Raw genomic sequence first — 14,211 nt, forward strand, 5'->3', positions numbered from 1 at the left:
GGGGAGAGGCAGGGGTGCCGTCCTCGCGCAGGGACGGCACCCCTGGGTGGTTACGGGATGAGGGCGTAAGCGCGCTTGACGGTCTGGGTGACCTTGGTGTCGGCCCCCGCGTCCACTGCGGTGCGCAGCGACACGAAGGAGCCGGTGAGGTTCGCCGGGACCACGGCGGCCCAGCCCTTGGCGGTGCGGGTGACGCGCACCCTGGTCCAGGTGGCGCCGTCGTCGCCCGACGCCTCGACGGAGACCGACCTGACCCGCGGCGCGGGAACGCCCGCGGCGGTTTCCACACGCAGCGGGATCAGGGTTGCTTTGCCGGTCTTAGCGCGGTTGTAGGCGTCCAAGCCCTTGGGGGCGTAGCGCACGTGGAGCAGCGGGAGGGGCTTGCCCTCCGTCGTCTTCGCCGACGGGAAGGTCCAGGTGGTCTCGACGGACGGCGACAGGGTGGCGCGGGGGACGTCCCGCGTGGCGGTGGCCGTGGCGGTGTAGACGCCCGCCGCGCTCGGCACCTGGGTGGTCAGAGCGCATTGGGAAGGTCCGTAGCAGCCGGTGTAGTCCTGCTTCGCGAGCACCTGGCCGTCCTTGGCCAGGGTGACGGTGCCCTTGGCGCCCGCGTCCGTGCCGACGCGGCCGGCCACCGGCCCGCTGAAGGAGGGATAGGCGGAGACGAAGATCTCGTCGCCTGAGCGTATGCCGCTGTAGTCCTCCGCGGAGGGGGCGCGGACGGCGGCGTTCCAGGTCTCGGAGTAGGACTTGCGGGCGAGCGGCCGGCCGCGGTCGACCTCATAGAGCTCGAACTGGTCTTGCCCGAACCCGGAGTGCCAGGTCAATGCCCGGTGGGGTGTGCGATAGTGCGTCACCTTGCTCGGCAGCTTCACCAGGGCCGGGGGACCGTACATCGCGGTCTCGCCGATCGACGACCCCACGAAGACGTCCGCCTGGCCGTCGGCGCCGTTCGCCCGATAGTCGACGACGACCTTGGCGAGGTCCTTGGTCTTGGCATGGAGCACGGGGTTGTCTGGGAGGCCCCCGGACTCATATTGGGTCAGGTCATACAGGTAGGGGCTCTGGGCCGCGCCCTGCTGGGCGAAGCTCGTCGAGACTCCGTAGCTCAGCCCGCGCTGGCGGACGGGGAGCACGTAGCTCTTCTCCTGGATGTCGCGGCCGCCCAACGAGGCCCCGAACTCGACCGAGGAGGCGCCCTGCTTGTGCAGATACAGATGGTTCATACCTGGCACGGGAGCCGCGTCGGGGCGGTCGACGCTGAACTTGATCTGCTTGGCCTTGCGCGCGTCGAGGACGACCGGCTGCACGCCCGCCTTGACCGTCACCGCCGCGTACACGGTGGTGAAGCTGTTGTCGGCGGAGAAGACATCGGCCTGGACGAACCACTCGCCGACAGGTAGCCGGAGCTTGCCCGAGGGGGGAAGCTCGAAGTACTCAACGGGTTCGAGACGGTAGGCGCCGCCGATCACCATCGAGGGGGCGGCGCCGTCCCTGCCGATGATCTCGACGGACACGTCGTAGGTCTCGGGTGCGACGTGTGCGCCGAGGGGAGTGCGGACGACGGTCTCGCCGGAGGTGGCGGTGAGCACCGCGCTGTACGGAGCGACCGGGATGTCCCTGTCGGCGAGGTTCAGCGTCACGGCCGCCTGGCCGCCGGCCGGCACCTGGACCTGCTGGGCGGAGAGGGTTATCAGGCCGTTCGGCAGGGGCGTGTCGCCGTTCTCCAGCGCCAGGTCCAGGGTGACCGGGGCGGCGCCGTGGTTGACGTAGGTGACGGTCTTGGTCACCTGCTGATCGCCGGTGTGCGGCCAGGGGAATTCGACCGAGAGACTCGCCGGTTCGGCGGTCACCGTCTGGGCGATCGCACGGACGACGTCGACCCGGCCGGCACCCTGCTTGAAGGGGCCGTCGGTGCCCTGTTTGGCGGAGCTGCCGATGAGGGCGGCCCTGATCTGCTTGCCGGTCCAGGTGGGGTTGCGCTGGGCGAGGATGCCCGCCGCTCCGACGACGTGCGGGGTGGCCATCGAGGTGCCGCTCATGGGCACGTACGGCTCGGCCGCGGTGCCCTGGGCCGCGGCGGCGACGATGCCCACACCCGGCGCGGTGACGTCGGGCTTGACGGCCCCGTCGTGGTTGCGGGGGCCGGTGCTGGAGAAGTCGGCGAGCACGTTGTTCTTGTCGACGGCGCCCACGGTGAGGGCGGCGTCGGCGCTGCCGGGCGAGCCGATCGACCTCGGCCCGGAGTTGCCTGCCGCGACCACGAAGACGGTGTTGGTGGTGGCGCTGAGCGTGTTGACGGCCTGCTCGACCGGGTCGATCTCGGGGCCGTCGGAGGACCCGAAGCTCATGTTGACCGCGGTGGCCTTGATCTCGTTGGCCGCCCAGTCCATGCCGGCGAGGATGGCCGAGTCGTAGATGCCCGTCACGCCGCCGATCTTGCCGATGGCGAGCTTGGCTTCGGGGGCCACGCCGCGGTACTTCCCGGAGGAGGCGGCCCCTGAACCGGCGACGGTGGAGGCGACGTGGGTGCCGTGGCCGATCTCATCGCGGATGTCGGGTTCGGGGGAGAAGTTGCGTGCGTGGGCGACGACGCCACCCTGCAGGTCGGGGTGCTGGGCGTCGTAGCCGCTGTCCAGCACCGCGAGGGTCACGCCCTTGCCGGTGAACCCCTGGGCCCAGGCGGCTTTCGCGCCGATCTGCTCGACGCTCTGGTCGAGGGTGAATTGGCGCTGCCCGTCCAGCCACAGTTTCTCGACGCCGCCGGACAACGTGCGGGCCTGGGCTCCGCTCTGGAGGGTTCGCCAGAGGTCGCCGGCCTTGTCCTTCGGCACGCGTGAGCTGGTGAAGCCGAGGCCGGGGAGGGCTTTCGTCTCCTGGGCGTTCTTCAGGCTCGCGGTGCTGCCCTGGCGGGATTCGGCGATGACCGGGATGTCGGCGCGCTTGTCGTCGCCGTAGCCGAAGGACAGGAGTTCTGTGACGTCGAACAGCCGCCGGTCGAGGAGGCCGCGGGCGATCAGCGGCGCGGCGTCGGAGGGGATGACCACGAGGTGCCCGCCGACCCATCGCGTGGAGAAGTGCACCTCACGGCCGTCGGCGGGCGCCAGCCGTACGGACGGCTTGCCGTTCTTGTCGCGGAGGAGGGTGACCTTGTCACCGGTGATGAGGGTGACGGTCCCCGAGACGGGTCCCGCCGAGGTGGGGACGGGAGCCGCGGAGGGGGTGGCGGGTGCCGGTTCCGCATGTGCGGCTGCGGAGGAGACGACTGCGCCTACTGCTACGGCTAATGCAGTAAAACCTGCTTTGAGCTTCATCTGTGCCTTTCGGTACGCAAGGATCCGGCACCGGGAATGGTGTCCGGTTCCGTGTTGATCCACCGAGTTGCATGGTCAGGTGAGGCATGTCCGACGGGCTGCCCCTGCCCGTGGCGAAATGCGCGCCGCTTTCAACACGCGAAGGCGGAGCGTCCAACATGTCCGCGGCCGGTGCGGGCACGACGCGCTTGTGTCGCTGCTCCGCTAGCGGCGGCCGGACGGATGATCACCATAAGCGTAGCGATAAGTAGTGGTCAATATTGATATTTCGGATTTGTTGGAAATAGGGGTAGAAGTTTCGCGCTGCTTTCACGAGTGACCGGATGTGCCGCTGAAGTGACAACACGCAGGCAGAAAGGTTGAGAGACACAGGAGAGAGGTGAAAAAGCTCACTCGATGTGGACGTGTGATAGACCGAGAGCGCCTTACCGGAGGACACTGGAAGGATGGAGTCTCGGCCTGCGGTCGACGACGACGCGCTGGCACACGAGGCGCTGTCTGTGCTCGACGCCAATTGGACCGGCAGCGCGACGGTTCCCGCACCTGGGCTCTACCCGCACCAGTGGAGCTGGGATTCGATCTTCGTGGCCATCGGTCTGGCGCGCTGGAAAACCGGCCGAGCCATGGCGGAGCTACGCGGGGCGCTGTCAGGCCAGTGGCGCGACGGGATGGTGCCACATGTGGTGTTTCACAGTGGCGACCCTTACTTCCCCGGCCCGAAGATGTGGCGCTCGGAGGACCACAAGGACGCCCCCCACGGGCTGCCCACCTCGGGGCTCACCGCGCCGCCTCTGCACGCCTATGCCGTCTGGTGGATCTGGCGCCACCACGGGGAGGCGGTGGCGGGGTTCGTGCGCGAGGTCTTCCCCCGGCTGGCCGCCCAGCACGCCTATCTGGCGGCCTTTCGCGACCTCGGCGGCGCCGGGCTGGCCTCGATCGTGCACCCGTGGGAGTCGGGCATGGACGACAGCCCCACCTGGGACCTGCCGCTCGCGGCACTTCCCCGTTCGATCTACGGCTTCCGCCATGACGACGCCCCGGGGGACTACACAGACCATTTCGTCTGGCTGGCCAAGAGATATCGCGACTCCGGCTACCGGCCCGAGTATTTGAGCCAGGAGCACCCCTTCGCCGTCGAGGACCCGATGTTCAACGGCGTGTGGCTGGCGGCGTGCGAGGCGCTCGCCGAGCTCGCTCCCGTCGCCGGCGCCGACCCCCGCCCTCACACTGAGCGTGCCGCGCATATCCGGGCGGCGTTGCTGGAGCGTCTGTGGGACGGCGGCGGTTTCCACGCCAGGGATCTGCGCACCGGGCGGTTGTTGCGCCTGTCCACCGTGGGGAGTTTCGGGCCGCTGCTCGACCCTGGCATGCCCGGTGAGCGAGTGGAGTCGATGGTGCGGATGTTGTCGTCGGCACGGTTCATGGGGGCTGCGGGGTATCCGGTGCCGAGTTGCGACATCCGGGCAGAGCAGTTCGACCGGGGGCGTTATTGGCGGGGGCCGTCGTGGGTCAACATGAACTGGCTGTTATGCCGGGCCGCTGCCGTACACGGGCTGGAGGAGCTGGCGGCGGCGCTCGCCTCGGACACGCTGCGTTTGGTACGGCAGGCGGGGTTTCGCGAGTGTTTCGATCCGTTCGACGGGAGCGGGAGGGGATGCCGGGACTTCTCATGGTCGGCGGCGCTCGCACTGGACCTCCTGGCCGACGAGGGGGCCACCGGCGGGGGAGCGGGACGGTGTGCGTAGGGGGCGCCGGATAGCGTGTCGGCATGAGGTTCTCGTTTGCTTCCCGCCGCATGCCCGCGCCGGTGCGCAAGGCCCTGTCCCTGGAACCCGGCGAGCGTGTCCTCACGCACACGAAATCGGGGGAGGACGGCTACCTGGTGGCCACCGACCGGGCTCTTCTGCTGCCCGGCGGCACCCGGGTGCCGTGGCATCTGATCGACCGGGCGTCCTGGGACGAGGAGGGGCTGCGCGTGATCCCCACGCAGGGGCCCGCCCGCCAGGTGCCGGTGGCCGAGCCCGGGCGGATGCCCGAGGTCGTGCGGGAGCGGGTGACCGCCTCGATCGTGGTGAGCCGATATGTGACACTCGCCCGTGACGGAGGGGTGCGCATCGTGGCCCGCCGGGTGCCCGGCTCTTCCGATCTGCTGTGGGAGTTCGCCTTCGACTCGGGGATGGATCCCGACGACCCGGGCCTGCGTGCCCTGGCCGAACAGGCCCTGGAGGGAGTCCGTCGCACGATGGGGGTGTGAGCGGCGCCCGGCGGGGTCGGCGGGCCGGGGGTGATCACCGGGCCGCTAGGGGGACGAGGGTGTCCGCGATTTCTCGGTGTGCCGCTCCTTCGGGGCGGGGCAGAGCGGGACGGTCTCGTCCTCTTGATCGTGCGGGCGCAGGAAGGGCAGCGACGAGATGCCTTCGCCCAACTTGGACTTCGCGAATCCCGCGGCCCGGGCCACCTGTGCCCCCATCAGCCCCGCCGCCTCCTGGACCGACGGGTTGTCGGCCACGCGCCGGGCGGTTCGCTTGAGCTGTTCGTAGCGCTCGTGGCCGGCCCGGCTGCCCAGGACATAGCCAATGGCCACACCGGCAGCGAACGTGATCCGGTAACGCATCGTGCACCTCCGCGTAATTGCTCTTGGGGAGGGGTTTCACTCCGCCCGCACTCCCCTGATCCGGCTGCGCCGCTCCATTCCGACCTACCCCACACCAAACGATGCGACACGCACCCCTCTGAGTGCGCTAATCTAGTTCCGCGCCGAGGGGAAAGGCCAAGAGGCCCAAACCTCCGGAGCAAGGTCGATCCCGCGTAGCTCAATCGGCAGAGCGTCCGGCTGTTAACCGGCAGGTTATAGGTTCGAGTCCTATCGCGGGAGCCACTGGAAGGCCCCGGGAGCATGTGCTCCCGGGGCCTTCGGCGTTGGGGGCATGTGCCGCGGGTGCGGTTGGCCTGCGGTTCTTCGTGTTTCCGGTGTTGCTGCTGATATCTAGACCAGCTCGTCAGATCGGGCGACAAATCGCGGCGAATCACTGAAAATGATCCTGGCTGCGTCCCGCGACTCCGTGCTCACCGCCGGTAGTCCTGGGGTGCCGCCGCCGCGGATCACGATGATCGCAGTGGGGAGAGGCCGCTGCGCGTAGGGCACCCGAACCGCCCGGAACGGTGAAGGCGCCCGTGGACAAAGTGTGGCGGTCAACACGTGCTGACCTGGAAAAGATCCCAGCCCCAGGTGCTGGAGTCACTCCATGGTGTCCAGAGTCCCTGCTCACCCCCCCTGCCCCACCCCCACGGCCCGGCGAAGACGGTCGATCCGGACGCCGCAGAGGAGTTCATCCGGCAGTTCCACGCGGAGGAGGAATCGGCCGGTCCGGTCCGGCCGCGACTGCGGGAGGTCATGCTTGAGATCTCCCAGACCGGGACCTACACCCACACCCCCGACGAGCTGACCTTCGGGGCTAGGGTCGCGTGGCGCAACAGCTCACGCTGCATCGGGCGGCTCTACTGGCGCTCGATGCGGGTGCGCGACCGGCGCCGGATCAGGACGGCCGAGGGCGTGGCGGTCGAATGTGTCAACCATCTCAGGGAGGCGTGCACGGACGGCAGGATCCGGCCCACGATCACCGTCTTCGCGCCCGAGGCCCCCGGAGCTCCCGCGCCGCGGATATGGAATGAGCAGCTCATTCGCTACGCGGGCTACGGCCGTGCCGACGGGAGCGTGATGGGCGACCCCAGGTATGCGGATTTCACGGAGATGGTGCGCTATCTGGGGTGGCGTGGGGGCGAGGGCACGCCGTTCGACGTGCTTCCGCTGGTGATCTCCGACGGGACGGGGCGCCCGCTGCTGTCGGAGGTGCCGGGGGACGCGGTGGTGGAGGTGCCGCTCGTGCACCCGTCCTATCCGTGGTTCGCCGAGCTCGGGCTACGCTGGCACGCCGTGCCGGCGATCTCGAACATGTGCCTGGAGATCGGGGGTGTCTGCTACCCGGCCGCGCCGTTCAACGGGTGGTATATGGGCACCGAGATCGGAGCGCGCAACCTCGCCGACCCGGACAGATACAACCTGCTGGAGACGGTCGCCGGTCGGCTCGGCCTTGAGACGACCCGGGAGCGCACTCTCTGGCGCGACCACGCGCTGGTGGAGCTCAACGTCGCGGTGCTGCACTCCTTCGAGGCGGCCGGGGTCACCATAAGCGATCATCACACCGAGTCGCGGAGATTCCTCACGCATGTGGCGCGTGAGGAGAAGGCGGGGCGGGTCTGCCCGGCGGAGTGGAGCTGGATCGTGCCACCCATGTCGAGCGCGGCGACTCCGGTGTTCCACCGCTACTACGACGAGGCGGAGCTTTCCCCGGCGTTCGTCCACCATCCGGACGCGATCGAGCGGGCGCTCGGCCGTCATCCCGTGGACTGATCGGCCGGGCTCGTGCCGTACCTTCACCGCCGTCGTGGCGGGCTGTGAGAAGGAAGGGATGTGGTCTTGACAGGAATTCATGTAATTCCTACTGTTTAAATGGGTTTAGCCGCTTCGGAGGAAACACCGAAGACGTCTGGACCGAGCGTGATCGTCGGGGAATCCGGCGGCCCCCCAATGGCCGCCCCCGCAAGCGGAAGGTGAGGTCCGCGGCACGGTCGGTGCGGTTCAGATGGCGGCCACCCGGCGGCGGAGGCTGGCCGCCGCCGGGTGGCCACACCCGGCGCGGCAGCCCGCGAACAGCGTGAGCTGAGGGGAGCAACCGATGACCCTGTCCGGCGCGGCGGCGGACCGGCGGACGGGTGGCGCCTCAGCGCCCCTCATCCGCGTCGACGGCCTGCGAGTGGTTTATCCGGAGGGCGAGGCGGTCCGCGGGATCTCCCTCACCGTGGCACACGGCGAATGCGTCGCGATCGTGGGAGCGTCGGGGGCGGGCAAGAGCGCCGCCGTGCGCGCGCTCGCCGGGCTCGCCGGCGCCGGCGCCGCGGTGCGTGCCGCCCGGTTCGAGATTTACGGCAGGGACGCCCGCGGCTACGGCGTGCGCGACTTCCGGCGGCTCCGCGAGAGATCGATCGGCGTGGTGCCGGCCGACAGGCTCCTGCCGTACGGCATGCCCCGCGGCGTCGAGGACGAGATCGCCGAGGTGCTCGGCGGAGGGCGCGACCTGATCGTCCTCGACGACCCGCTCGCCGCGCTCGACCCCGTCGCCCGCGCCCGCGTCCTCACGCTCGTCGCCGCCCGCCGGGCCGGAGGCGCCGGTGTGCTGATGACCGGGCACGACCTCGGCCTCATCGCCGCCGTCGCCGACCGCGTGCTGGTCATGAGCGACGGGCTCGTGGTCGAGGAAGGGCCTGCCGGGCACGTCCTCGGCGACCCCCGGCACGAGCACACCCGCCGGCTGTTCACCCCCGTGCCGTCCGCCGCCACACGTGGCACACGCCTCACGTCAGCGCGCACCGGCCCGAAGCGGCCCGCCAGGCCCGTCGACACCGCCTCGGCGGTCGTCGAGGCGTCGGGAGTGACCCTGACGCACTGCGGGCGGGAGATCGTGCGTGAGGTGTCCCTCCGCGTGCACGCAGGGGAGACCGTCGGGGTCATCGGCGAGTCCGGCTCCGGCAAGAGCACGCTCGCCGCGCTCCTCCTCGGCTATGCCCGTCCCACCAGGGGAGAGGTGGAGCTCCACGGCAGGGCGTGGTCGTCGTTGCCCGAGCGGAGCAGACGCCCCTGGCGGTCGATGGTGCAACTCGTCTCCCAGGAACCCCTGGCACGTGCGAACCCCCGCCACACCCTCGGCCGCATCCTGGCAGAACCCCTTGGCGCGCTCCCCGGACCCGCTCGCCGCGCCCGCGTCGCCGAACTCCTCGAACGGGTCGGCCTGCCCGCCTCCACCGCCGCCCTGCGCCCCGGCGCCCTGTCCCGCGGCCAGCGGCAACGCGCCGCCCTCGCCCGCGCGCTCGGGCCGCGCCCCGACCTGATCGTCTGCGACGAGCCGGTCTCGGCGCTGGACGCCCAGGGGAAGGCGGCGATGCTCGACCTCCTGGCGGATGTCCAGCGGGAGGACGGCACCGCCCTGGTGTTCATCAGCCACGACCTCGGCACGGTGCACCACGTCGGCGACCGGGTGCTGGTGATGCGGGGAGGACGCGTCATCGAGGAGGGAAACGCCGACGACGTCCTGTTCCTCCCGCGGCACCCTCGGACACGGTCCCTGCTGTCCGCGGCGTCCCCGATTCTCATGTCCGGCTGATCCCTTCCGGAGGCACCGCCCGGCTTCCGCTGAGGGAACACGCCCCAGGAAGGAGGTGTGCCAGCCCGCTCCGGGCCGGCTGAGCGCCGGGACCCGCCCGACCCGCTCCCACTGGCCGGGCGCCGGTCCCGGCCTCAGCCGCCCGGCCGGTTTGTACGGCACGGGCCTGGTTGCCGTGGCTGTTGTACGGCATGGACCTGGTTGCCGGCCTCCCCGGTCTCGGCCGTTGTACGGCATGGGCCTGGTTGCCGCGCATCCCGGTCTCGGGACCTGGTTGCCGGCCTCCCCGGTCTTGGCCGTTGTACGGCACGGGCCTGGTTGCCGCGTTTCCGGCCGGGGGAGCCTCCGGCGTAGTTCAGCTCACGCGGTGCGCGCCCGCCGCGGGTTCGGCCGGGAGGAAGCGGGGGGACGCCCATCCGCGGTCGTGATAGGCGGCGCCGACCTCCTGGCGCACGGCTGCCACATTGCCGGTCGGCACCAGCGCCAGGGCCGAGCCGCCGAAGCCGCCGCCCATCATGCGGGCCCCTCGCGCGCCGCCCCGGACCGCCGCCTCCACCGCCACGTTCAGCTCGGGGCAGGACACCTCGAACTGGTCGCGCAAGGACAGATGGGAGGCGTTGAGCAGCGGCCCCACATCGCCCAGGGCGCCCGCGCGGAGGAGGCCGAGTGCCGCCTCGACCCGGTGGTTCTCCGTCACCACGTGCCGCACACGGGCGCCGCCGACCGCGTCCAGGGAGCGCAGGGCGCCCGGCAGGTCGTCCACCTCGCGGAGCGACTCCACGCCGAGCCTGCGCGCCGCCTCCTCACACTCGGCTCGCCGCCGGGCGTAGCGGCCGTCGCCCAGTTCGTGTCTGACACCGGTGTCGATGATCAGCAGGGCGAGGTCGTGGTCCGCCGGTCGCAGCGGGACGTTGCGGCCCGCCACACTGCCGCAGTCCAGGAACAACACATGCCCCTCGCGGCACATCACCGAGGCCGCCTGGTCGAGAACCCCGCAGGGCACCCCCGCCACCGTGTTCTCGGCCTCGCGGGCGATCTCCACCAGCTCGCGGTCGGACAGGTCCAGGGAGAACAGATCGTTGACCGCACAGGCCGTGGCCACCTCAAGCGCCGCGCTGGACGACAACCCGGCGCCTGCGGGAACATCGCCGTCGACCAGCAGGTCGACCCCGCCGATGTCGTGGCCCGCCGCCCGCAGCGCCCAGAACACCCCGGCGACGAAACGTGTCCACCCGTCACCGTGCTCACCTGGAGCCAGCGTCAGGGGCCCGGCTGGGTCGTCGCGCTGGAGGGACCGCACCCGCACCGCCCCGCCGGCCCGCCGGGCCACTGCCACCGTCACACCCCACTGCAGCGCGAACGGCATCGCCAGCCCGCCGTTGTAATCGGTGTGTTCGCCGATCAGGTTGGCCCTGCCGGGAGCGTGCCACACCAGCTCGGGATCGAGGCCGAAAGTGGCGTGGAAGACCTCGCCCAGGTTTGTCGGAATGTGCATTGGAACTCCGTGGATTGTTTGGCCTGGGATTCGGTTTTCAGCGGGTCTTGAGGTGTGCGCCTTTGAAGATCACAGCGGGGACTCCTTGAGTCGCAGGTAGGTTAGCCTGCCTGGGTGGAGCCCCGACTGCCGTCACCCCTGATGGAGATCGACGACGATCGGCTCGGCGGGGTGCGTCTGCTGCTCAAACGCGACGATCTCCTCCATCCCGAGGTGACGGGCAACAAGTGGCGCAAGCTGATCGGCAACCTCGGCCACGACCGGGTGCTCGGGTTCGGCGGCGCCCACTCCAACCTGATCCGCGCGCTGGCCTCGGCGGGGCGGCTGATGGGGTTTGAGACCGTCGGCGTGATCCGGGGGGAGGAGCGGCTGCCGCTCAACCCCACGCTCGCGCACGCGGTCGCCTGCGGCATGCGGCTGACCTATCTCGACCGGGCGACCTATCGCCTCAAGCACACCCCGGCGGTGACAGACGCCCTGCGGGAGCGCTTCGGGACCTTTCATCTGCTTCCCGAGGGCGGAAGCAACCCCGCCGCCGTCCGGGGGTGCGCCGGGATCGCCCGAGAGGTGGGGGACGCCGCCGACGTCGTCTGCTGCCCGGTCGGCACCGGCGGCACGCTGGCCGGGATCTCGGCCGGGCTCTCGGGTCCGCGGCGGGCGGTCGGCTTCGCCGTACTCAAGGGGGCGGGGTTTCTGAACGACGAGGTGGCGCGCCTTCAACGGGAGACCCTGGGGGAGGTCAAGGACAACTGGAGCATTGACCTTGACCACCATTTCGGGGGTTATGCCCGGGTGCCTCGGGAGTTGGAGGAGTTCGCGGCCGACTTTGAGGTGCGGCACGGTGTGGCGGTCGAGCGGATCTATGTGGCGAAGATGCTCTACGGAGTGCTGGCCATGGCGAGAGATGGGCGTTTCGCGCCGGGCACCCGGGTCGCTGCCGTGGTGACCGGAGTGCCGTGGACCGGATGAGACAAGCGAGGCCAGGGACGTCGGCCGATCACTTGAACAGGAGCTTCTGGGCTTCCACGATCAGGTCGATCTTGAGGCTGAACTTGAGCGCCGCCCAGATGATGACGCCCATCGCGAGCAGTGTCACGCCCAGCACCAGGATGCGCACCGTCCAGCCCTGCCGCTTGAGCCACTCGGTCCAGGCGTGAAGGGTGCTTTTGCCGAAGTCGAGGACCTTGTGCGCCCAGGGGAACTCGGTCGCCAGCACCGCGACGCCCGCGAAGACGATCAGCCAGCCGGGGCCGGGGAACGGCACGAGGATGAGGCCGCCGATCACCAGGATCGCGCCGATCACGCCGACCACGATCTTCAGCGCCAGCCGCCCCGAGCGGGTCGCGCGCACACCGTCGAGCCATCCGGCGAGCCCGCGCCGCCGAACGCCCTCCTGCTTCAGATCCTCGGCGTTGCCGGTCATGACAGTCCTCTCAGAGCCCAGAGTGGCCGCGGGCGCGGTGGGCCGTTGCTCGGGCCGGTCGTGCTGGGGGTCGTGCACCCCGCCGTCGGACATGGACACAGGAAACCCCCAGGCCACACCTTTCCATCCCAGCCCACGCCCTGCGGGTGGCCGTCTCGGAGAGGATGAAAAGCATTTGTCATCGTCAGGCTTCCCAGGATAGGGGCGAACTTCCTCTGCGGCGTGGACCCGGTCCCGACCCCAGTGGAGATCGATGCCCGCCCCGGGTATGAGCACGGCAAAATTTTCCGCCGCCTGTAACTTTTACGGTAATTCTCGGCTAATGTCCCTGCATGCGCGAGCCCCTCATTCGCACGGTCACCGGCGACGTCGCACCATCAGCCGTCAACGGTTTCGTTCTTCCGCACGAGCACCTGCGGGTCGACACCCGCTGGGGTGTGGGCGTCGAGTCCGACCCCGCGCGGTGGCTCGACGAGGAGCAGAGCGTCATCGACGAGCTCCGCGTCCTGCACGAGGCCGAGGAGCTCGGCCTGGTGATCGACCAGACCTGCCTCGGCATGGGCCGCGACGCCGTCTCCCTGACCAGGATCGCCGCAAGCGCCAAGGTCGCCGTCGTCGCCTCGACCGGGCTGTTCACCGAGCCGTTCAACACAGTACAGCTCCGGGTCGCCGACGCCGCCGCGCTGACCGACCACCTGCTCACCGAGATCTTCGGCGGCCTCGACGGCACCAACGTGCTGCCCGGCGTCATCGGCGAGGTGGGCGCGTGGGGAGCCGAGCCCACCCCCGGCGAGGAGCAGGCCCTGCGGGCCGCCGCCCGGGCGGGGCGCACCACGGGGTTGCCGGTGTCGACCTACGGCGGCGACGGGCTCACGCTGCTGGAGATCGTGCTCGGCGAGGGGCTCGACGGCTCCCGCGTCGCCGTGGGCTGCTCGGCCCTCGACCCCGCCGTGCTGCGCAAGATCGCCGAAGCCGGCGCCTATGTCTCACTCGGCACCCTCGGCATGCCGCTCGACCACGTCGTGCGGGCGGCCCTCACCCTCATCGAGGAAGGCCACGCCGAGCGGCTGCTGCTCAGCACCGGGATCTGCCGCGTCGAGCAACTCAGGAAGTACGGCGGAGCCGGCTTCGCCCAGATGCCGCGCCACGTATTGCCCGCCCTGCGCGACGCGGGCGTCGACGAGGCAACCCTCCACACCGTCACCCGCGCCAACCCACTGCGCTGGCTGACCCTCTACCGCTGACCTAGCACCCGACCCTCGGGGCACAGCTCCGTGCGCATGACCACCCGGCCGCCCCGTTCCCACCGCCGGAGCCGTCCGGCACAACCACCCCCGCCGCAGCGCCGCCGGTCACAGCAACCTTTTCAAGCCTCATAGTGGCCGCGGGCGCGTCGGCTCCTTGCATATGGCCGCCTGGGCACCCCACTCATCGACGTGGACCCGTTGCTCGGGCCGGTTATGCCAGGGGCCGCGCCGTCCGGCCGTGCCGCGCTGGCCAACCGGCCATTGCCGGTCCGTCCGGCCGTGCCGTGCCGTGCCGTCCGGCCGTGCCGCGCCGCGCCGTCCGGCCGTGCGTCCGGCCGTGCTGCGCTTGCTGCGCTGGCCAACCGGCCCATGGCGCGCTGGCCAACCGGCCATTGCCGGTCCGTGCGGCCATTGCCGGTCCGTGCGGCCGTGCCGGTCCGTGCGGCCGTGCCGGTCCGTGCGGCCGTGCCGTGCCGTCCGGCCCCGTGCCGTGCCGTCCGGCCCCGTGCCGTGC

The 14,211-nt window shown here is 70.5% G+C and carries 10 protein-coding genes and 1 tRNA gene; 7 read left to right on the top strand and 4 right to left on the bottom strand.

Features of this window, described 5'->3' with window-relative positions; all coding sequences use genetic code 11:
- Positions 1–50: 50 nt before the first annotated feature.
- On the bottom strand, positions 51–3,314 hold the full coding sequence (locus tag Ssi02_RS01170) for a S8 family serine peptidase (RefSeq protein WP_204020109.1): 3,264 nt from the start codon (positions 3,312–3,314) through the stop codon (positions 51–53).
- A gap of 446 nt (positions 3,315–3,760) precedes the next feature.
- On the opposite strand from Ssi02_RS01170, the gene Ssi02_RS01175 reads away from it, so the two are divergent.
- Positions 3,761–5,059 (top strand): MGH1-like glycoside hydrolase domain-containing protein, encoded by a 1,299-nt coding sequence (locus tag Ssi02_RS01175; RefSeq protein ID WP_204020111.1) that lies wholly within the window; start codon positions 3,761–3,763, stop codon positions 5,057–5,059.
- Positions 5,060–5,082: 23 nt separating this feature from the next.
- Positions 5,083–5,568 carry a hypothetical protein gene (locus Ssi02_RS01180; RefSeq protein WP_204020113.1) on the top strand — a complete coding sequence of 162 codons (486 nt, stop codon included), beginning with the start codon at positions 5,083–5,085 and terminating at the stop codon, positions 5,566–5,568.
- Positions 5,569–5,613: 45 nt separating this feature from the next.
- On the opposite strand, the gene Ssi02_RS01185 is transcribed toward Ssi02_RS01180, so the two are convergent.
- The gene (locus Ssi02_RS01185) at positions 5,614–5,928 is read right to left on the bottom strand and encodes a YtxH domain-containing protein (RefSeq protein ID WP_204020142.1); all 315 of its coding nucleotides are present in this window, start codon (positions 5,926–5,928) and stop codon (positions 5,614–5,616) included.
- Between the two features lie 188 nt (positions 5,929–6,116).
- Here Ssi02_RS01185 and Ssi02_RS01190 point away from each other — a divergent pair.
- The 3 genes from Ssi02_RS01190 to Ssi02_RS01200 all read left to right on the top strand — a co-directional run bounded on the left by Ssi02_RS01190 (position 6,117) and on the right by Ssi02_RS01200 (position 9,532).
- A tRNA-Asn gene (locus tag Ssi02_RS01190) sits at positions 6,117–6,192 on the top strand.
- Positions 6,193–6,543: 351 nt separating this feature from the next.
- Positions 6,544–7,725 carry a nitric oxide synthase oxygenase gene (locus tag Ssi02_RS01195; RefSeq protein ID WP_239128493.1) on the top strand — a complete coding sequence of 394 codons (1,182 nt, stop codon included), beginning with the start codon at positions 6,544–6,546 and terminating at the stop codon, positions 7,723–7,725.
- A gap of 325 nt (positions 7,726–8,050) precedes the next feature.
- The gene (locus Ssi02_RS01200; protein ID WP_204020115.1) at positions 8,051–9,532 is read left to right on the top strand and encodes an ABC transporter ATP-binding protein; all 1,482 of its coding nucleotides are present in this window, start codon (positions 8,051–8,053) and stop codon (positions 9,530–9,532) included.
- A gap of 355 nt (positions 9,533–9,887) precedes the next feature.
- Here the strand turns inward: Ssi02_RS01200 and galK are convergent, their stop codons facing one another.
- Complete coding sequence (gene galK / locus Ssi02_RS01205; protein ID WP_204020117.1) at positions 9,888–11,027, bottom strand: galactokinase; 1,140 nt, start codon at positions 11,025–11,027, stop codon at positions 9,888–9,890.
- A 114-nt stretch (positions 11,028–11,141) separates the two neighbouring features.
- Between galK and Ssi02_RS01210 the strand changes: the two genes are divergently transcribed.
- Positions 11,142–11,996 carry a 1-aminocyclopropane-1-carboxylate deaminase/D-cysteine desulfhydrase gene (locus tag Ssi02_RS01210; RefSeq protein WP_239128494.1) on the top strand — a complete coding sequence of 285 codons (855 nt, stop codon included), beginning with the start codon at positions 11,142–11,144 and terminating at the stop codon, positions 11,994–11,996.
- 28 nt (positions 11,997–12,024) lie between these two features.
- Here Ssi02_RS01210 and Ssi02_RS01215 read toward each other — a convergent pair whose 3' ends face one another.
- Positions 12,025–12,543 (bottom strand): TIGR02611 family protein, encoded by a 519-nt coding sequence (locus Ssi02_RS01215; RefSeq protein ID WP_239128496.1) that lies wholly within the window; start codon positions 12,541–12,543, stop codon positions 12,025–12,027.
- A gap of 239 nt (positions 12,544–12,782) precedes the next feature.
- On the opposite strand from Ssi02_RS01215, the gene Ssi02_RS01220 reads away from it, so the two are divergent.
- Positions 12,783–13,694, top strand: a complete 912-nt coding sequence (locus tag Ssi02_RS01220) for a phosphotriesterase family protein (protein WP_204020119.1) — start codon at positions 12,783–12,785, stop codon at positions 13,692–13,694.
- Positions 13,695–14,211: the final 517 nt, after the last annotated feature.

This window comes from Sinosporangium siamense (genome assembly GCF_016863435.1).
Taxonomy (GTDB): Bacteria; Actinomycetota; Actinomycetes; order Streptosporangiales; family Streptosporangiaceae; genus Sinosporangium; species Sinosporangium siamense.

Bases quoted from the DNA above. Each gene is read 5' to 3' on its own strand.
- Ssi02_RS01170 (WP_204020109.1), bottom strand. From the start codon at position 3,314: ATGAAGCTCAAAGCAGGTTTTACTGCATTAGCCGTAGCAGTAGGCGCA.
- galK (WP_204020117.1), bottom strand. From the start codon at position 11,027: ATGCACATTCCGACAAACCTGGGCGAGGTCTTCCACGCCACTTTCGGC.
- Ssi02_RS01200 (WP_204020115.1), top strand. From the start codon at position 8,051: ATGACCCTGTCCGGCGCGGCGGCGGACCGGCGGACGGGTGGCGCCTCA.
- Ssi02_RS01220 (WP_204020119.1), top strand. From the start codon at position 12,783: ATGCGCGAGCCCCTCATTCGCACGGTCACCGGCGACGTCGCACCATCA.
- Ssi02_RS01175 (WP_204020111.1), top strand. From the start codon at position 3,761: ATGGAGTCTCGGCCTGCGGTCGACGACGACGCGCTGGCACACGAGGCG.
- Ssi02_RS01215 (WP_239128496.1), bottom strand. From the start codon at position 12,543: ATGTCCGACGGCGGGGTGCACGACCCCCAGCACGACCGGCCCGAGCAA.
- Ssi02_RS01185 (WP_204020142.1), bottom strand. From the start codon at position 5,928: ATGCGTTACCGGATCACGTTCGCTGCCGGTGTGGCCATTGGCTATGTC.
- Ssi02_RS01180 (WP_204020113.1), top strand. From the start codon at position 5,083: ATGAGGTTCTCGTTTGCTTCCCGCCGCATGCCCGCGCCGGTGCGCAAG.